Here is a 19,024-nt window from a genome sequence, read left to right as displayed (position 1 = left end):
CGCGGTCAGCCCACCAGCTCGGCGATCGGCGTGCCGCCGTCGACCACCTTCATCGGGCGTCCGCGGGGCGTGGTGTACTGGGTATCCATGCCGATGCCCATCGCCTTGGTCATGGTCGCGATCATGTCCATGACGCCGACGGGGCGGTCGGCCACGTCGACGCCGTCCCTGTCGGTCGCGCCGATGACCTGGCCCGAGGCCATCCCCGCGCCCCCCATGACGATCGACCAGCTCCGCGGCCAGTGGTCGCGGCCGGCGTTCTGGTTGATGCGCGGCGTCCGGCCGAACTCCCCCATCCAGACGACCAGCGTGGAATCGAGCAGGCCGCGGTCGGCCAGGTCGGCCGTCAGCGCGGCCATCCCCTGGTCCAGGTCGGGGAGGAGGCGGGTCGAGAGCGCCTCGAAGTTGTCGGCGTGGGTGTCCCAGCCCCCCATCGCCACCTCGACGTAGGTCACCCCCTGCTCCACCAGCCGGCGGGCCAGCAGGCAGCCCGAGCCGAACGAGTGCCGGCCGTACAGGTCGCGCACGGCGTCGGGCTCGGAGTCGAGCTTGAAGATGTCCTTGTACTTCGAGTTCATCATCCGGATCGTCTTGGCGTAGACCGCCTTGTGGTCCCGCGCGGGGGCCGCGTCGCGCTGGCGGATGAACTCGTTCTCGACCCGGCCGAGCATCTGGAGGCGGCGGTCCATCCGGTAGGCGTCCACGTCGCCCGGCGGGGCGAGGTTGGCGATGGTCCCGTTTGGGTCCTGGACCATGAACGGCGTGTACGACATCCCCAGGAAGCCCGCCCCCTGCCCCGGCGTGTTGATGGAGACACAGTGCGGCAGGTCGAAGTCCTCCATGCGGCTCCCGATCTCGAACGCGGCCGTCGAGCCCCAGCCGGGGTGGACGACGGTCGGGTTCGGGACGTAGCCGGTGTGCATCAGGTACGTCCCGCGCTCGTGGTTGCCCTCCTTGGAATCCAGCGAGCGGATGACGTTCAGGTGGTGCATCTGCCGGGCGGTCCTGGGCATGTGCTCGCTGATCATGACCCCGGAGGCGGAGGTCGCGATCGGCTTGAACGGGCCGCCGTTCCTCTCGCTGTCGGGCTTGAGATCCCAGATGTCCAGGTGGCTGGGGCCCCCCGACATCCAGAGCAGGATGCAGCTCTTGGGCTTCTTCCGGCCGGGCGCGGCGGCGTGCGCCCGCAGGTCGGCGAAGAATCGCGCGGCCGGGATCCCCAGCGCGGTCGCCGCCAGGTGGCCCATGAAATGGCGGCGGCGCATCCCCCGGGGGGTGATGATCGGTGGCGTCATGGCGAGGGCTCCCGCGGGGCTGGCGGCGTCCGGGCCGGTCGGTGTCAGTGGTTGAGGATGAACTCGTTCGAGTTGAGCAGCGCCCAGAAGAGATCCTGGAGGAACGGCATGGCGTCCGGGTACGACTCCAGGTATCGGACGGCCGAGGAGGATTCGGCGGAAGTTGGGCGTCGGCTCAGCGCGGCCATGTAGAGCTGGTCGACCATGAACGCCGCCGGCCGTCGCGACCGCCGCGCCTGCTCCAGCGCGTCGGCCAGGAAGCTGCCGGGCTTGCCGGAGAGGGCGTCGCGCATCAGGTCGCCGTTCATCATCATGAGCGACTGCGGGATGGTCCCCTGGAAGCTGGTCGTCTCGTCGTCCTCGTCGTTGCCGAACGTGAACAGGAACTGGCGCATCCAGGACTCGCGGCGGGCGTCGTCCCGGCCGGTGCCGGGGCGGTGGGCCGCCGTGGCGGTCAGCAGCGAGTCGAAGAGCTGCTCCGGCGACATCGGCCTCAACGCCATGACGCTGAACAGCTCGTCCTCGGGGTGCTCCTTCTTCGCCGGGCGGACGCTCGACGCCTGGTACGCGGCCGACGAGGTGATCCAGCGGATGAGCTGCTTCACGTCGTGGCCGCTCGCCCGAAACTCCTCGGTCAGCGCCTCGAAGGCCTCCTCCAGCACGGGGGGGTTGTGGGGGCCGATGTCGTCGACGGGGTTGACGAAGCCGCGGCCCATGAAGTGGGCCCACGCGCGGTTGACCGTCGCCTGGGCGAGCATGTCGCTCTCCGGGTCGACGATGAGCTTGCCCAGCTCGACGCGGCGGAGGGCCTGCTCGGGGTTGTCGACCTTCCGGCCGTCGATGAACCGTGGGAACGCGACCCCCATCATGCCGTTGCGGCGGTCGAAGCGGGCGAACGCGCCGGTGGGGACGTCGGACAGCTCGACGTGGTCGACGCGCTCCAGCCCGGCGGCGTCGGCGACGCGCTTCTCCTCGACCTTGAGTCCGCGGTAGAAGGCGTTGACGCCCCAGAAGTCGGCCTGCTTCCAGTCGTTCTGGGGGTGGTCGTGGCACTGGACGCACTGGAGCTGCCGGCCCAGGAACAGCCGCGTCGACCGCGACGTCAGCGGGACGGCGTCCCCCTCCAGGTGGGCGATCGTGTAGTTGACCGCGCCGTTCTCCTTGTTCGACCCGGTGGCCGTCACCAGGTCGTACACCACGTCGTCCCAGGGGCGATTGGCCGCGATCTGCTTGCGGAGCCACGAGGCCAGGGCGTCGCGGTCGACGTTACGCTCCTGCCGGCCTCGCCCCAGCAGGAGGTTCGTCCAGACGGTGGCGAAGTTCTTCGGGTAGTCGACGTGCTCCAGCAGGTGGTCGACCAGCCGCGCCCGCTTGTCGGCCCCCTTCGCCGCGAGGAACTCGCGGGCCTCGGCGACCGTCGGGATCCGGCCGAGGATGTCCAGGTACGCGCGCCGCAGGAATTCCTCGTCCTTCGCGGGGGGGGCCGGCTTGAGTTCGGCCTCTTGCCAGGCGGCCCTGAGCGGCGGGTCGAGGAAGGACGCGACGTCGGCCGACCCCCGGCTCGCCCCGGGGGACGGGGCCTCCGGGCCGTCGGCCGCGATGCAGCAGGCCGCGGCGACCGCCACGATCCCCGCCGTCAATGCCGCGCGGCCCGGGAACCGATGCGCCCGAGCGCCGACCTCCACGCGATGCAGGGGCATGAGACGCCCTCCCAACGGCTTGTATCGCGACCCGACGACGTGCCCCGCGGCGCGCCGGGACGCCGCATCCTCTAATCTTTACACTACGCCGCGAAAATCAAGGCGTGACCCCGCCCGGAAATCATCGAACCCGGACGGACGCGGGACCTTGGAGGGGATCGGCGGCCGCCCTCGCCTGGTCCGGATCCAACCAATTCCGTCCGCGCCTGCGGCGGAGTAAGTCGCGTGGGCCGAGTCGAGCCACGGCTCGCGTAAGTCGAATCATACCATGAATCAGGGGCTTCATCCGACACAGGGGATGGTGGGCTCGGCCACCGCGACGAGCGGGCAGCCCGACGGGCCGACGACGCGGCGTCGCGGCCTACCGATCCCCATCGACTTCCGGCGTGGGTGGGCGCCGGCTCGGCCCGTGCCGTCGCCCGCGCCGGCGGCGTTGCTTCGCGCCAGCCTCTCGCGCATAATGAACCCCTTCCGCCGGATCGACGTATCGACGCCGTGGCGACGCGGCGCGCGGGCGATCCCGACGCACGGGCGCGGCGGCCTCGCGGGCCGACGGACGCCCCGCCTCGGCGCGACGCGGCCCCCCCGCTCGCGCCGCGACGCCAACGACGACGATCGACAAGGCCAGAGAGGGACGCATCGGCATGTCTACGCCGGTCATGATCGAAGCCGACGGTCTTTGCAAGCAATTCGGGTCGTTCCTGGCGGTCCGCGACGTCACGTTCTCCATCCCCCAGGGCCAGGTGGTGGCGTTCCTCGGCCCCAACGGCGCCGGGAAGTCCACCACGATGAAGCTGCTGACCGGCTTCATGGCCCCCACCCGCGGCCGGTCGCGCATCGCCGGGATCGACGTCCAGGACGACCGCATCGCCGCCGCCGAGCGCCTGGGCTACCTCCCGGAGAACGGCCCCCTCTACACCGACATGACCCCCACCGGCCTGCTCCGGTTCTTCGGCTCGGCCCGGGGGCTCGCCGGGTCGAGGCTGCGGGACCGGATCGACGCCGTGGTCGACCTGTGCTCGCTGGGCTCGGTCGCCCACAAGGCGATCGGCAAGCTGTCGAAGGGGTATCGCCAGCGGGTCTCGATGGCGCAGGCGATGCTCCACGACCCCGAGGTCCTAATCCTCGACGAGCCCACCAGCGGCCTAGACCCCAACCAGATCCGCGGCGTCCGCGCCCTGATCCGGGAGCTGGGCAAGACCAAGACCGTCCTGGTCTCCACGCACATCCTCCAGGAGGTGGAGCCGGTCGCCGGCCGCGTCCTGTTCATCCACGACGGCAAGATCGTCTTCGACGGCCCGCCCGCCGGCCTGGCGAAGCACGGCGGCACCCTGGAAGAAGCCTTCCACCAGCTCACCGCCCAGCCCGTCTGACGCCGGCGCGGGCGGCCCCGCGCCGCCCCCGGCGATCGACCCGAACCCGACACCGACGACCCAGGAGAGGTGTACCCCGGTGGCCACGCTCCAGACCAAGCCCGACAGCACGACCGCCGCGCCCCGCCCGGCCCGGCGCGGGAGCCCCCCGTTCCGGCCGCACGTCATCGCGGCCGTCTTCCGGCGGAACTTCCAGGCCTACTTCAGCAACCCGGCCGGCTACGTCTTCATCACGCTGTTCGTGCTGATCAGCTCCGCCGTCGCGTTCTGGCAGGACGAGTTCTTCACGAACAACCTGGCGAACCTCGACCAGCTCAACAAGTACATGCCGTACTTGCTGCTGTTCTTCGTCCCCGCGATCACGATGAGCCTCTGGGCCGACGAGCGCCGGCAGGGGACCGACGAACTCCTGCTGACCCTCCCCGCCCACGACCTCGACGTCGTGCTGGGCAAGTACCTCGCGGCGCTGGGGATCTACACGGTCGCCCTGCTCTTCTCCACGAGCCACCTGCTGGTGCTGTCCTACCTGGGCAAGCCGGACCTGGGCGTGATGTTCTCCACGTACCTCGGCTACTGGCTGATGGGGGCGATGCTGATCGCCGTGGGGATGGTGGCGTCGCTCCTCTCCTCCAACGTGACCGTCGCGTTCATCCTCGGCGCCCTGTTCTGCGCCGCCCCGATCTTCATCGGGTCGCTGGGCTCGCCGACGGGGGCCAACCTGCGGCGGCAGCTCGAGGGGTGGTCGGCGCCGGCGATGTTCCGCGACTTCGGCGCGGGGGTGGTGCCGCTCTCGGGCGTCTTCTACTTCGTGTCGCTGGCCGCGGCGATGCTCTACCTGAACATGCTGCTGCTGGGCCGCCGCCACTGGGCCGGCGGCGAGGCCGGCAAGGGCCGCGGCGTCCACGCGGCCATCCGCTTCGCGTCGGTCCTGCTGGCGCTGTTCGCCCTCAACCTGCTGCTCGAACGCCAGGGCGTCCGGGCCGACGTCAGCGCCGAGCGCCTGCACACGCTCTCGCCCGAGACCCTGAGCCTGATCGCCCAGATCCCCGACGACCGCGCCGTGCTGATCGAGGCCTACTACAGCCCCGAGGTCCCGCGCGAGTACGTCGAGACCAAGGCCGACCTGCTGGCGCTCCTGAAGGAGTTCCAGGCGCGGAGCCGCGGCAAGATCCAGCTCAACCTGATCCCCACGGAGACCTTCTCCACCGAGGCCCGCGACGCCGAGAAGCGGTTCGGCATCGAGCCCCGCCGCGTCTTCTCGACCGAGCAGGCCCGGCAGAGCTCCACCGAGATCTTCCTGGGCGTCGCGTTCACGTCGGGCCTGGAGGAGGTCGTCATCCCGTTCTTCGACCGGGGCCTGCCGGTGGAGTACGAGCTGACGCGATCGATCCAGGTCGTCTCGCGAAGCGGCCGGAAGAAGGTGGGGATCCTCTCCACCGACGCCAAGCTCATGGGGGGCTTCGACCAGCGCAGCTTCGGCCAGACGCCGGAATGGTCGATCGTCACCGAGCTGAAGAAGCAGTACGAGGTCAGCTCGGTCTCGCCCGACACGCCGATCGCGTCGGACCTGGACGTCCTGCTGGTGGCCCAGCCGTCGTCGCTGACGCAGCCGCAGGTCGACAACCTCACCGCGTTCGTCAAGCAAGGGGGCGCGACGCTCCTCCTGATGGACCCGTTCCCGGTCGACAACCCGCAGATCGCCCCCGAGGTCCCCAAGCCCCCGCCGGGCGGGCCGTTCGGCGGCGGCCAGCCCCCGGACCAGAAGGGGGACCTGACCCTGCTGCTCCAGCTCATCAACGTGGAGTGGCCGACGACCGAGATCGTCTGGAACCCGTACAACCCCCACCCGCAGCTCGCCGACATGCCGCCGGAGGTGGTCTTCATCGGCCCCGACCCCTACGCGGTCGACGCCTTCAACCCCGACCAGCCCGCCACGTCCGGCCTCCAGGAGGTCGTGGCGCTGTTCCCCGGCCTGCTCCGCGCCCGCAACGGCGGCGCGGGGCCCGAGGTCACCCCCCTGCTCCGCACGAGCGACAAGGGCGGGATCATCAACTGGGATGACGCCGTGCAGCAGGGCTTCATGGGGGTCAGCGGCGTCAATCCCCGCCGCCGCCACTTCGCCAGCGGCCAGGCCTACACCATCGCCGCCCGCGTGAAGGGCGCCCCCGCGGCCGACAAGAAGGCCGACGCGCCCGAGGGCGAGGAGAAGAAGGCCGACGAGGCGCCGGCGACGATCAACGTCGTCGCCATCGCCGACCTCGACATGGTCTCCGAGCAGTTCTTCGAGATCCGCCGCCGCAAGATCGAGAACCTCGACTTCGACAACGTGACGTTCGTCCTCAACTGCGTCGACGTCCTGGCCGGCGACGAGTCGTTCGTGGCCCTGCGCAAGAAGCGGCCCGTGCATCGGACGCTGACCGCCATCGAGTCCCAGACCGGCCGGTTCCTGGACGACCTCCAGCGCGAGACCAAGCTCGCGGAGGACGCCGCCAAGGACAAGCTCGACGACGCCCAGAAGGCGTTCGACCGGCAGGTGGAGCAGGTGCGCTCCCGCGCCGACCTGGACGATCGCACCAAGGAGATCATGCTGGCGAACCTCCAGGAGGTCGCCCAGCGCCGGCTCGACGTCGAGAAGCGGAAGATCGAGGACGAGAAGCTCAACCGGATCCGCGAGGGCCGGGCCGAGTCGGAGCGCAAGACCCGCGCCATCCAGAACCAGGTGCGCTGGCTGGCCGCCGGCATCCCGCCGCTGCCGCCGATGGTCCTGGGCCTGCTCGTCCTGCTCGGCCGGCTCCGCCGCGAGAACCTCGGCGCCAGCCCCAAGCGGCTGGCCCCCTGAGCCGTCGCGTCGCCCCGACCCGAACCCAACGAAGACAGCAGCCGAACCGATCCGTAGAGGACCGACGATGAGCGAGCTATCGAAGACCGGGCTCTTCGCGGCCGTCGCCCTGGCGCTGACCAGCCTGGCGATGGTCGCGACCCGAGACCGCGCCGTGCGGACCGAGGCGTTCAACGACCAGGGCCAGGCGTTCTTCCCCGAGTTCCAGGACCCCCTGGCCTGCACCGACCTGGAGGTCGTCGACTTCGACCCCTCCACCGCCACGGCCTCGCGGTTCCAGGTGAAGTTCGAGAACAACCGCTGGGTGATCCCCTCGCACTACAACTACCCCGCCGACGCCCGCGACCGCCTCTCCAAGACGGCCGCGGCGCTGATGGACCTCACCAAGGACACCATCCGCTCCGACTCCCCCGACGACCAGGAGACGATGGGCGTCATCGACCCGCTGGACACGAAGTCCACGGCGCTCAAGGGCCGGGGCAAGCGCGTCACCCTGCGCGACGCCTCCGAGAAAGTGCTGGCCGACTTCATCATCGGCGAGCCGATCAAGGACCGCTCGGGCCAGTACTACGTCCGCATTCCCGACCAGAAGCGGATCTACGGCGTCAACCTGAAGGCCGAGCCCTCCACCCGGTTCGCCGACTGGATCGAGACGAACCTGCTGAAGCTGGAATCGACCCAGATCCGCAAGGTCGAGTTCGACAACTACAAGGTCAACCTCGAGCAGGGCTACCAGAAGGGGGAGATCCTCGACGTGACGCGCGAGGACGCGGCCGGCCCGTGGGCCCTCTCCGGCGGCGTCCCCGAGGGGAAGGAGCTCGACGAGGACAAGCTCCGCTCGCTGACGAACGCGCTGGCCGACCTGAAGATCGTCGGCGTCCGGCCCAAGCCCGCGGGGCTGACGCGCGACCTGAAGCAGACCGAGGACCGGAAGATCACGCTGTCGGCCTCGGCCGTGGCCTCGCTCCAGGGCAAGGGCTTCTACATGACCCGCGACGGCCAGCTCCTGTCCAACCAGGGGGACGTCCGCGTCGCCTGCGACGACGGCGTCGTCTACACCCTGCGCTTCGGCGAGGTGGCCCTGGGCGTCGGCGACGAGCTGACCCGCGGCGAGTCCGACGAGGCCGAGAAGCAGGACGACGCCGAGGCGAAGGACGAGCCGAAGTCCCAGCCCGCCGGCGACAACCGCTACCTGATGGTCACGGCCGCCTTTGATGAGTCGCTCATCCCGGAGCCGAAGGACGAGTCGCGGGCCGAGTCCGCCCCCCCCGCCCCGGGCGAGCTGCCGGAAAACGTCATCGCGCCCGACCCGATCGAGGAGAAGTCCAGGAAGGATCGGTACGAGCGCGAGAAGGCCGACTTTGACAAGAAGGTGGAGGAGGGCCGGAAGCGCGCCCAGGAGCTGACCGACCGCTTCGCCGCGTGGTACTACGTCACCCCCGGCGACAGCTTCCGCTCGATCAACCTCGACCGCGCCTCGCTGGTCACCGACCCCAAGCCCAAGGCCTCCAACATCCCCGGCCCCGGCGGCCCGGGGGGCGGCTTCCCCGGAGGGTTCCAGCTCCCGCCCGAATGAGCGAGCCCGGCGCGCCGATCGTCCTCCTCCCGAGGGGGCGGGACGATCGGCGTTTCCGCGCGCCCCGTCAATCCTCCTCGTCGTCGGCCCTCTCCAGGCCCAGGCTGTAGCCGGGGCGTCCGGTGTCGGCGACGACGGCGGCGTGGACGGAGCCGTCGGGATGGAAGCCGTCCGGGAGCAGGCAGAGGTCGATGGTCCGGCCGCCCGTGGCTTCGAGGGTCAGCGATTCGCGGTCGCCGATCCGGGCGCGGGGGAGCCGGAAGATCGCCACGTGGACGGCGCCCATCGCGTCGAGTTCCACGGCCAGCCCAGGCGCGATCACCTCGCCGACGGCGTCCTTCAGGTCCCCGGTCAGTCGCTCGTTCTCGACATTCATCCGCTCGGCCCTCCTCGGTCTGGAACCGGGGCATCATACGGCATCGGCCGGCGGCGCCGCCACCCGGCGGCGAACCTCCGGACGCCCCGCGAGTCTGGTTTTCGGCCCCGGTGGGCGTGTCGACGAACCCGCGAGTTATGGTAGACTGTCGCATCCGACCGGGGACGATCGGGTATCTAGGATTCCAACATGTGCGTCGCCGACAATCGGCCGGCGCGACTCGGCGACGCCTAGCCGAGCCTGGGGACGTGGTGATGGCCAACGATTCGAAGACTCCGACCGCTTCCAGGGCCCCCGCCCGACCGGGGACCGACCGCCACGTCCTCTCGGCCCTGGTCCAGAACACCCCCGGCGTGCTCGCCCACGTCTCGGGGATGTTTGCGTCGCGCGGGTACAACATCGACAGCCTCGCCGTCGGCGAGACCGAGAACCCGCTCCTCTCCCGGATCACGGTCGTGGTCCAGGGGGACGATCGCTACCTGGAGCAGGTGCGAAAGCAGCTCGAGAAGATCGTGACCGTCGTGAAGGTCCACGACATCTCGCGCGAGGACTACGTCGAGCGCGACCTGATGCTGGTGAAGATCCGGGCGAAGGCCGAGGACCGGATCCAGGTCCAGTCGCTCGTCTCGATCTTCCGCGGCCGGGTCGTCGACGTCACCCCCGACACGCTGATGATCGAGATCTCCGGCCAGGAGAAGAAGATCGACGCCTTCGTCGAGGCGGTCCGCGAGTACGAGATCCTGGAGCTGGCCCGCACGGGCCGGATCGCCCTGGTCCGCGGCGTCCCCCGGTTCGACGACCCGGACGAGCCGGTTCGGGCGGCGCTCGAGGAGGCCGCCCCGGTCGTCCACGGCCACTCGGAACTCTGATTCCGTCCCCGGACGGGCCTGGCCGAGGCGTCGTCGAGACGCCCGACCCGGGCCCATCCCATTCCCCCCTGACCTCCCCACCCGAAGCAGAAGACGCCCCCGAGGAGACCGAGATGCCCGCGCAGATGTACTACGACCAGGACGCCGATCTTTCGCTGCTGAAGGGTAAGACGGTGGCGATCATCGGCTATGGCAGCCAGGGGCACGCGCACGCCCAGAACCTGCGCGACTCGGGCTGCAACGTGGTCGTGGGCCAGCGCCCCGGCTCGGCCAACTACGACCTGGCCGTCGACCACGGCTTCAAGCCGGTCTCCGCGGCCGAGGCCGCCGAGGCGGGCGACCTGGTCAACATCCTGATCCCGGACGAGTTCCAGGGCGAGGTCTACAACCAGGACATCAAGCCGAAGCTGAAGCCGGGGAACGTCCTGCTCTGCTCGCACGGCTTCAACATCCACTTCGGCCAGGTCGTCCCGCCGAAGGGGGTCGACAGCGCCCTCGTGGCGCCCAAGGGCCCCGGCCACCTCGTCCGCAGCGAGTACGTCCGCGGCGGCGGCGTCCCCTGCCTCATCGCCACCGGCGACGGCTGCTCCGAGCAGGGCGAGAAGCTGGCCCTGGCCTACGCCAAGGGGATCGGCGGCACCCGCGCCGGCGTCCTCCGCACCACGTTCGCCGAGGAGACCGAGACCGACCTGTTCGGCGAGCAGGTCGTCCTCTGCGGCGGCCTGGCGGCCCTGGTCAAGATGGGGTACGAGACCCTCATCGAGGCCGGCTACCAGGAGGAGAGCGCCTACTTCGAGTGCGTCCACGAGCTGAAGCTCATCGTCGACCTGATCTATCAGGGCGGCCTGGACTACATGCGCTACAGCATCTCCAACACGGCCGAGTACGGCGACTACGTCCGCGGCCCGCAGATCATCACCGAGGAGACCCGCGCCGCGATGCGCAAGGCCCTCGCCGAGATCAAGTCGGGGCAGTTCGCCCGCGACTTCATCCTGGAGAACAAGGCGGGCAAGCCGGCGTTCCACGCGATGCGACGCCAGGAGCGGTCGCACCCCGTCGAGAAGGTCGGCAAGCGGCTGCGGGCTCTGATGCCCTGGATCAACGCCAAGACCGTCGACTGAGCCGGGAAATCAAGCCATGTCCCGCTACTGGGAGTGCCCGTCCTGTCGGGCGCTCTTGACCCGCGAGCGGCTGGAGGCCACGTCGGGCGTCTGCCCCTATTGCGACGCCCGCGTCGGCCCGGCCGCCGAGTTCGCGGACCCCGACGCCCTACCGGTCGAGGCCGCGGCGGCGCGCCCGCTCCCCCCGGTCGCGGTCCCGGCGACGATCGCCGGGAAGCTGGGCATGGCGGCGTGGCTCCTGGTCGAGCAGCTCCCGCTGATCGCCGGGCTCGTCATCCTGTTCAAGCTGCCGGCGAACGCGGGGCTCGAGATCATCATCGAGCGCCGCGGCGAGGCCGCGCACCCGCTCGCGCCGCTGCTGCTCAAGCTGGCGGTCGAGCTGTTCTTCGACCCGATCGTGACGGCCGCCGTGCTGGTGACGATGGCCGCCCGGATGTCCGGCCGGGCGACGACGTTCCCGGTCGCGCTCCGCGCCGGGCTCGACTCGTGGTGGTGGCTGCTGGCGGCCAGGGTCGTGAAGCAGTTGACCATCATGGCGGCGGGCTTCGGCCTGCTGTTCCCCGCGCTCGGGCCGCTCCGGATTCTCTTCGTGTTCCCGATGCTGTTCCTGGTCGTCCGCTACGCGCTGGTCGACGAGGTGACGGTGTTGGACCACGCCCCGGTGCTGGACTCGCGACGGCGCAGCTCCGAACTGGTGTCGAGACGGGCGTTGACCGTCGTCGCCGCCGGGTTCGGCTCGCTGATCGCGCTGGTGCTGGTCATCCAGGCCATCGGCGGATGGGCGGAACGAGTCGGCCTGATCGAGGATCCGATCGCGCGCGGGGCGTCGACCACGCTGTTCGACGTCCTGGCCGTCTATAATACGATCGTGCTCTTCCTGATCTACTGGGAAGCCCGGACCGGCCCCGAGGGCGCGACCGCTTTCAAGCCGGCCGTCGAGGAAGAGGTTCTGTAGCCCGCCCAGGTCGCGGACGGGCCGGGAGGCCGCCCCTCGCGGGCGGCTCGTCATCATGTCCGAGCCCAACTATCACATCGACGAGAATTGCATCGACTGCGACCTCTGCCACGAGACCTCGCCGGAGATGTTCGCCCGCGACGAGGAACTGGGCCGCAGCTTCGTCGTCCGCCCCCCCGCGGACGAGGAGGAGCTGGCCCTCTACCGCGAGGCCGCCGAGGCCTGCCCCGTCGAGGCCATCCGCGAGGAGGAGGACTGACCGCCCCAACGGCCTTCCCCCCGGGAGGGGGAAGGTGGCCCGGAGGGCCGGATGTGGGGGGGACGAGCGACACGAGCATTGGCATTCGGAGGGGCTTTCCGCCCCGCCGGCCCGGGCATTGCTCCGAAGCCCGAGGCTCCGCGGGCGAGCACCCCCTCATCCGACCGCTTCGCGGTCTGTCTTCCCCCTCCAGGGGGGAAGACCGTCTCCCGCCACGCGGTCAGAAGGTCGGGATGTCGACCCGGCTGCCGCCGTTCATGGCGGACTCGTGGGCGCAGAGGCCGACCATGGTCCAGTTGGCGGAGGTCTCGGCGTCCGGGAGGGCCGCCCGCTCGCCCTTGACGGCGCTCAGGAAGGCGTGGACCAGGTGGGGATGGCTGCCGCCGTGGCCGCCGCCCTGCAGGAACGACAGGTGGTCGGCGTCCTCGATCGCGGCCGGCTGGGTGAAGCGGCGGATCCCCTCGGGGAGCAGGTGGGCGTAGTCGGGGACCTTGACGCGCTTGGGGATCTCGGGCTCCGCGAGCGGCGCCTGGGGGGTGCTCTTGGTGTGGATCACCGGGTCCTCGCCCTCGACCTGCTGCCACTCGAAGCTCTTGCGGCTGCCGGTCGCGTCGAAGCTCTCGCGGTACTGGCGGGCGACGTCGAAGAGGCTGCGCGTGACCTCGGCGACGACGTCGGAGTCCTTGATCGTGAACGTGGCCGACTCGACGGCGAACGGGCTGTTGTACTTGGCGACCAGCTCGTCGCGGATCCGGCCGGAGCCGTGGCAGACGACGCTCTCGGCGTGCTTGCCCAAGAGCGCGAGGCACGGGCTGACGCAGTGGGTGGCGTACCACATCGGGGGGAGGCCCGGCCAGTACTCCGGCCACCCGTCCATGTCCTGTTGGTGGCTGCCGCGGAGGAACTGGATGCGGCCCAGCTCGCCCTTCTGATACAGCTCCTGCACGAACAGGTACTCGCGGCTATAGACCACGGTCTCCATCATCATGTAGACCTTGCCGCTGGACCGCTGGGCCTCGACGACCTTCTTGCAGTCCTCGATGCTGGTGGCCATCGGCACGGTGCAGGCGACGTGCTTGCCGGCGTTCAGCGCCTCGATGGACATCCAGGCGTGGTCGGGGATCGGCGAGTTGATGTGGACCGCGTCGATCTCGGGGTCCTTGAGCAGCTCGCGGTAGTCGCGATAACGGCCCTTGATCCCGTAACGTTCGCCGCACTCGTCCAGGCCCTTCTGGTCGCGACGGCAGATGGCGGCCATCTCGGCGCCGGGGTAGTTCTGATAGATCGGGATGAACTCGGCCCCGAAGCCGAGGCCGATGATCGCCACGCGGATGGGCTTTTCGCTCGCCATCGTCTTAAGGTTCCCCTGGTTGTCGTCGCATTCGACCGTGTGAGAATGGACTCCGAGCGGAGTAAGGTGCAGGATAGTGGGGCCTGGAGTCAAAGGCAAGCAAGCCGCGAGGATCGATCCCCATGCCCGAGTTCTCTCCCTCCCGCCCCGTCCGCGTCGGTTTCATCGGCGTCGGCGCGGTGACCGCCTACCACCACCTGCCGGGCCTGCGCCTGGACCCCCGGGCCGAGCTGGCCGCCATTTGCGACGCCGACCCCGCGCTGCTGGCGAGGCGCCAGGCCGAGTGGGGCGTGGAGCACGCGACGACCGACCCCCTGGCCCTCTGCGCCGACGACCGGATCGACGCCGTGGTGATCGCCACGCCCAACGACACCCACCGGCCGATCGCCGTCGCCGCCGCCGAGGCCGGCAAGCACGTCATGGCCGAGAAGCCCCTGGGCCTGAACGCGGCGGAGGTCGGCGACATGTACGAGGCGGCCCGCGACGCCTCCGTCGTCCACATGACGGCCTTCACCTACCGCTTCGCCCCGGCCATGCGGTACATCCGGAGCCTGGTGAAGTCCGGCGCGCTGGGGGAGCCCCGCCACTTCCGCTCGCAGCGGTTCCTGGATCTGCCGGAGACGAGCTGGGGGTGGCGCCAGTACAAGGACCGCGCCGGCGCCGGCGACCTGTTCGACATGACCATCCACCGGATCGACTTCGCCATCGACCTGATGGGGCCGATCGCCCGGGTCTGCGGCGCCACCGCCCGGTTCGCCCCCCGCGACAAGACGGCCGACGGCCAGCCGTGCAAGCCCTCGGAGGTCGACGACTGGTCGGCCCTGATCGGCGAGTTCCAGTCCGGCGCCACCGGCGTCTGGGAGGGGACCACGCTGGCGAAGGGCTATCACCGCGAGGGCTTCGGCCACGAGTGGGCCGAGATCAACGGCTCGGAGGGCTCGGCGGTCTACCGGCTGCACGAGCCGAACGTCGTGCTCCTGGGGAAGACCGGCCAGGACCTCGCCCCCGTCGACGTGCCCGCCGAGTTCCTCAAGCCGGCGGACAGCCCCCGCGACCCGTTCGACGGCGCCCCCGCGACCGTCTTCCGCTATGACCTGATGTGGGAGTTCATCTCCGCCATCGTCGAGGGCCGTCCCGCCGTCCCGAGCTTCCTGGACGGCCTCAACGCCCAGATCATCGCCGACGCCGTCCTCGACTCCCACCGCCGTCGCGCCTGGGTCGACACCCCCACCGCGCCGGAGTGAACCCAGACCGGGATCCGTCGACCCCCCGAGGGCCCCGCCGTGGCCGATAAGCCCCGCGTCTTGATGTGCCCGCCGGACTATTTCGGCGTGGAGTACGAGATCAACCCCTGGATGAGCGTCGCCCGGGGGGTGGACCATGCGCGGGCGGCCGCCCAGTGGGGCGCGCTCCGGGACACGCTGGGGGAGCTGGGGGCGGAGGTCGAGCAGATGGCCCCCGTCGCCGGGCTCCCGGACCTGGTCTTCACGGCCAACGCCGGCCTGGTGTATCGGGACGTGTTCATCCCGTCGCGGTTCCGGTTCCGCGCGAGGCAGGGGGAGACGGCCCACTTCGAGGCGTGGGCGCGGTCGCGGGGGTTCCGGGTCGAGCCGCCCCCCGACGGCATGAGCTTCGAGGGCGCGGGCGACGCCCTGTTCTGCGGCGCGACGCTCTTCGCCGGCTATCGCTTCCGAAGCGACGTCCAGAGCCACCAGTGGGTCGGCGAGCGGCTGGGGGTGGAGGTCCTGCCGATGGAGCTGGTCGACCCCCGGTACTACCACCTCGACACCTGCTTCTGCCCCATCGCCCCGGACGCGGCCATCTACTATCCGGGGGCCTTCGACGAGTACGGTCGCGCCGTCATCCGCGCCCGGATACCCAGGCTGATCGAGGTCCGTCCCGAGGAGGCCCACGGCTTCAGTTGCAACGCCGTGGTCGTCGGCCGGACGGTCGTCCTGAACCGCGGCGCGCCGAGGCTGGCGGAAGACCTCAGGGCGATGGGGTTCGAGGCCCGTCCGCTGGATTTCTCCGAGTTCATCAAGTCGGGGGGCTCGGCCAAGTGCCTGACCCTGCGCGTCGATGGCGAGGAGGCCGCGGCGTGGCGGGACCCCGACTCCCCCCCTTGACGCTGGCCGGGCGTGGGGCCACGATGAACCTCGGGGGCGCTCGCGGGGCGGACCGCGCGCCGCCCCGGATGCAATCCATGAAGGCGGCCATGGCGGATCGCGACCCGACGTTGCAGGAGCCTCGACGATCCGAGGGCCGGGCCGCCTGCTCGAACTGCTCGCGCGTGCTGATCTTCTCGGGCGACCCCCCGCGCTTCTGCGGCTACTGCGGCGCGGCCCTCTCGCCGGATTCCGTGACCGATTCCGGCGGCGGCGAGGAGACGATCGCCGCGGGGAGCACCGTCGGGATGCCGACGGTCGGGGAGACCGCCGAGTACGTCCCCGGCAAGTCCCGATCGACGCCCGACGAGGGCGCCTTCCCGGATCGGGTCGCCGGCTACCACCTGCGCCGGCGCCTGGGCTCCGGGGGGATGGGGACGGTCTTCGAGGCGTTCGACGAGCAGCAGGGGCGGAACGTCGCGGTCAAGCTGATCGCCCCGCGAAACCTGGACTCCGATCAGGCGCTCGACCGCTTCCGGCTGGAAGGCCGGACGGCCGCGGCGGTCACCCATCCTCGCTGCGTGTTCGTCCACGCGGTCGACGAGGAGTCGGGGCTTCCTTATATCGTGATGGAGCTGATGCCGGGCGACACGCTCCAGTCGCTCGTGGAGGGGCGCGGCCCGCTGCCGCCGGCCGTGGCGATCCCCAAGATCCTCGACGTGATGGAAGGCCTCGCCGAGTTCCACCGGCTGGGGATGATCCACCGCGACGTGAAGCCGTCGAACTGCTTCCTGGACGAGGGGGGGCGGGTCAAGATCGGCGACTTCGGCCTGTCCAAGTCGATGGAGGGGGGGGCCGACCTGACCCGGACCGGCGCGTTCCTGGGGACGCCCCTGTACGCCTCGCCCGAGCAGATCAAGCGCGAGACGCTGGACGAGCGGACGGACGTCTACTCCGTGGCCGCGACCCTCTACTTCCTCCTGACCGGCCGCCCCCCGGTCCGGGCCCGCGACGCCGCCGAGGCGCTGGCGCGGATCGTCTCGGAGCCGCCGCCGCCGGTCCGCGAGTTCGCGCCCGGCGTCCCCCGGGCGCTGGAGGCGGCGATCCTCCGGGGGCTGGACCGCGACCGCTCGCGACGCTGGCGGGACCTCCGCGAGTTCCACGAGGCCCTGCTGCCGTTCCTCCCCGAGCGGGTGGACATCGGCTCGATCGGCCTGCGGGTCGGCGCCTACCTCGTCGACCTGACGCTGTTCCACGTCGCGACGTGGGCGGCCATCGCCCTCGTCTTCTTCCTGCATCGAGGCCGGGCGCTGGAGACCATGGGGTTCATGGAGCGGCACGGCTGGACGATCGAGCTGGCCGCCACGGCCGGCTGGATCGGGTACTTCACCGTCCTGGAGGGGCTGCTCGCGTCGTCGGTGGGGAAATGGCTGGTGGGCCTGCGGGTCTCCCGGATGGAGGTCGGCGACCCGCCGGGGCTCCGGCGGGCGCTCGTCCGCACCCTGGCGTTCGTGCTCCTGGCCGGCCTCGGGAGCGTGGCCTGGCACGGGCTCGTGTCGTCGCAGACGCGGGTGATGGACATGCTGATCCCGTCGCCGCGACTGGCCGCGCTCAACCTGGTGGGGCTGATGATCCTGGCGGCGCCGATGCGGCAGCCGACCGGCTTCCGCGGCATGCACGAGCTGGCGAGCGGGACGCGGGTGGTCCGGGTCGTCCCCGCGCGAGGCGTCCGGCGGCTCCACGCCTCGCGAGGCTTCCGCGCCGGCCGTCGCCGCGACCGGGGGGCGGGGGCGAGGGCGCCGGAGGTCGTCGAGACGTTCCAGGTCGGCCCGTACGTGGTCGACGGATCAATCGCGACGACCCACGGCCGCCGGGTGTTCGCCGGCCATGACGGCGCGCTGGGGCGTCGCGCGTGGCTGGTCCTGCGCGATTCGGGCTCGACCCCGCCCGACCCCCGCCGGTGCGCCCTGGACCGGCTCACCCGACCGCGCTGGATCGGCGGCGGCGACCTGCCCGACTCCCGCTGGGACGCGTTCACCGCGCCGGCCGGGCGGCCGTTTCGCGACCTGGCGGGGCACGGCGGGCTCGCCTGGCGAGACCTCCTGCCCATCCTGCTCCAGCTGGCCGAGGAACTCGAGGCGGCGCGGGGGGATGGCACGTTCCCCGACTCGCTCTCCCTGGACGACGTGTGGGTCCAGGAGGACGGCCGGGTCCAACTGGTCGACCCGCTGGACTGGGGCCGCCCCGCTCCCGGCGACGCCCCCGCCGCGGCCGACGGCGAGGAGCCCCGGGCCCTCGCGTTGCTGGCGGACGTGGCCCGAGCGGGGCTGGGGGCCGCCCGCCCGGGGGGCCGGATCCGCCGCGCCGTGCCGCGACACGCGCGGGAGATGCTGGACAGGCTGCTCGGCGACCGGCCCGCCTACGCCCGGCTCGCCCACCTGCGGGCCGACCTCATCGCCGCCGCGTCCCGCCCCACCGAGGTCGGCGTCGCGCGGCGGGGCCTGCAACTGGCCATCCAGGCGGTGCTCATGACGCCCACCCTGCTGCTCCTGGTGGGGTTCAGCTGCCCCGAGCTGGACCCCGACCTGATGCCCTGGGACATGGAGATCATGGCCGCGATCCCGGTGATCTGGCTGGCCTGGTCCTTCCTGGCCCGCGGCGGGATCAGTTATCGGCTGGCCGGCCTGTGCCTCGTCGGCCCCGACGGCCGCGTCGCCGGTCGCTTCGTCTGCGCCTTCCGGGCGCTGCTCGCGTGGTCGATCCCCGTCGGGCTGTTGCTGGCCTCCGAGTCGATCCAGGACCATGCCCCGGAGGCGATCGCCTCGGCCTGGTCGTTGTGGTTGGCGGGCGTCTTCGCGCTCCTGGCCGCGCTGGCCGTCGCCCTGATCTTCCCCGGCCGCGGTCCCCACGACGCCATCGCCGGCACGGCCGTCGTGCCGATCTGAGGTTGGCTTCGTTCGTCATCGCCGGTCCGGCGATTCGGTGCTGGAAGTGGAGGCACCGGAGGGTTTTGCGGCGAATATCGGTTGGCTTTGTTCGTCGAACTCGATGTTGTTTTCGAGCGCCCGCCTCGGCCGCGAGCCTCGCGGGATGACGGTCCGGGCCTGGCCTCGCTCAGTCCCTTCTCCCGGCGAGCTGACGACCCGACACTGATTCCGGCATGGTCGCGAAGCGGGGTGCCGCCGCGAATCTCCTCCCTTCCCCC

The 19,024-nt window shown here is 70.9% G+C and carries 14 protein-coding genes; 10 read left to right on the top strand and 4 right to left on the bottom strand.

What is annotated here, in order from left to right; all coding sequences use genetic code 11:
* Positions 1-5: 5 nt before the first annotated feature.
* Positions 6-1,295, bottom strand: coding sequence for a DUF1501 domain-containing protein (locus tag WG209_RS06460; protein WP_337174200.1), 1,290 nt, complete (start codon positions 1,293-1,295; stop codon positions 6-8).
* Positions 1,296-1,339: 44 nt separating this feature from the next.
* Complete coding sequence (locus WG209_RS06455) at positions 1,340-2,995, bottom strand: DUF1549 domain-containing protein (protein WP_337174199.1); 1,656 nt, start codon at positions 2,993-2,995, stop codon at positions 1,340-1,342.
* 644 nt (positions 2,996-3,639) lie between these two features.
* On the opposite strand from WG209_RS06455, the gene WG209_RS06450 reads away from it, so the two are divergent.
* The 3 genes from WG209_RS06450 (at position 3,640) to WG209_RS06440 (ending at position 8,783) form a co-directional block, all read left to right on the top strand.
* The gene (locus WG209_RS06450; RefSeq protein WP_337174198.1) at positions 3,640-4,368 is read left to right on the top strand and encodes an ABC transporter ATP-binding protein; all 729 of its coding nucleotides are present in this window, start codon (positions 3,640-3,642) and stop codon (positions 4,366-4,368) included.
* A 79-nt stretch (positions 4,369-4,447) separates the two neighbouring features.
* The gene (locus WG209_RS06445; RefSeq protein WP_337174197.1) at positions 4,448-7,207 is read left to right on the top strand and encodes a Gldg family protein; all 2,760 of its coding nucleotides are present in this window, start codon (positions 4,448-4,450) and stop codon (positions 7,205-7,207) included.
* A 67-nt stretch (positions 7,208-7,274) separates the two neighbouring features.
* Entirely contained in the window at positions 7,275-8,783 is a 1,509-nt protein-coding gene (locus WG209_RS06440; RefSeq protein ID WP_337174196.1) for a DUF4340 domain-containing protein, read from the top strand.
* A gap of 67 nt (positions 8,784-8,850) precedes the next feature.
* Here the strand turns inward: WG209_RS06440 and WG209_RS06435 are convergent, their stop codons facing one another.
* The gene (locus WG209_RS06435) at positions 8,851-9,159 is read right to left on the bottom strand and encodes a hypothetical protein (RefSeq protein WP_337174195.1); all 309 of its coding nucleotides are present in this window, start codon (positions 9,157-9,159) and stop codon (positions 8,851-8,853) included.
* A 254-nt stretch (positions 9,160-9,413) separates the two neighbouring features.
* Between WG209_RS06435 and ilvN the strand changes: the two genes are divergently transcribed.
* The 4 genes from ilvN to WG209_RS06415 all read left to right on the top strand — a co-directional run bounded on the left by ilvN (position 9,414) and on the right by WG209_RS06415 (position 12,363).
* On the top strand, positions 9,414-10,028 hold the full coding sequence (gene ilvN / locus WG209_RS06430) for an acetolactate synthase small subunit (RefSeq protein WP_337174194.1): 615 nt from the start codon (positions 9,414-9,416) through the stop codon (positions 10,026-10,028).
* Between the two features lie 113 nt (positions 10,029-10,141).
* A complete protein-coding gene (gene ilvC, locus WG209_RS06425; RefSeq protein ID WP_337174193.1) occupies positions 10,142-11,149 on the top strand; it encodes a ketol-acid reductoisomerase in 1,008 nt (335 codons plus the stop codon).
* Positions 11,150-11,165: 16 nt separating this feature from the next.
* Positions 11,166-12,104 (top strand): hypothetical protein, encoded by a 939-nt coding sequence (locus WG209_RS06420; protein WP_337174192.1) that lies wholly within the window; start codon positions 11,166-11,168, stop codon positions 12,102-12,104.
* 55 nt (positions 12,105-12,159) lie between these two features.
* Positions 12,160-12,363: a ferredoxin gene (locus tag WG209_RS06415; protein ID WP_337174191.1), complete on the top strand. Its 204-nt coding sequence runs from the start codon at positions 12,160-12,162 to the stop codon at positions 12,361-12,363.
* 220 nt (positions 12,364-12,583) lie between these two features.
* Here the strand turns inward: WG209_RS06415 and WG209_RS06410 are convergent, their stop codons facing one another.
* Positions 12,584-13,714 carry a Gfo/Idh/MocA family oxidoreductase gene (locus WG209_RS06410; protein WP_337174190.1) on the bottom strand — a complete coding sequence of 377 codons (1,131 nt, stop codon included), beginning with the start codon at positions 13,712-13,714 and terminating at the stop codon, positions 12,584-12,586.
* 122 nt (positions 13,715-13,836) lie between these two features.
* Here WG209_RS06410 and WG209_RS06405 point away from each other — a divergent pair, with 122 nt between their 5' ends.
* The 3 genes from WG209_RS06405 (at position 13,837) to WG209_RS06395 (ending at position 18,764) form a co-directional block, all read left to right on the top strand.
* Entirely contained in the window at positions 13,837-14,958 is a 1,122-nt protein-coding gene (locus tag WG209_RS06405; RefSeq protein WP_337174189.1) for a Gfo/Idh/MocA family oxidoreductase, read from the top strand.
* Positions 14,959-14,997: 39 nt separating this feature from the next.
* Complete coding sequence (locus WG209_RS06400) at positions 14,998-15,840, top strand: arginine deiminase-related protein (protein ID WP_337174188.1); 843 nt, start codon at positions 14,998-15,000, stop codon at positions 15,838-15,840.
* A gap of 77 nt (positions 15,841-15,917) precedes the next feature.
* Positions 15,918-18,764 carry a protein kinase gene (locus WG209_RS06395; protein WP_337174187.1) on the top strand — a complete coding sequence of 949 codons (2,847 nt, stop codon included), beginning with the start codon at positions 15,918-15,920 and terminating at the stop codon, positions 18,762-18,764.
* Positions 18,765-19,024 lie beyond the last annotated feature (260 nt).

Origin of the sequence: Paludisphaera sp. (genome assembly GCF_037189885.1) — a bacterium.
In the GTDB taxonomy this organism is placed as follows: domain Bacteria; phylum Planctomycetota; class Planctomycetia; order Isosphaerales; family Isosphaeraceae; genus Paludisphaera.
Note: the sequence above shows the minus strand (reverse complement) of the source record. Positions and strands in the feature narration are given on the sequence as shown.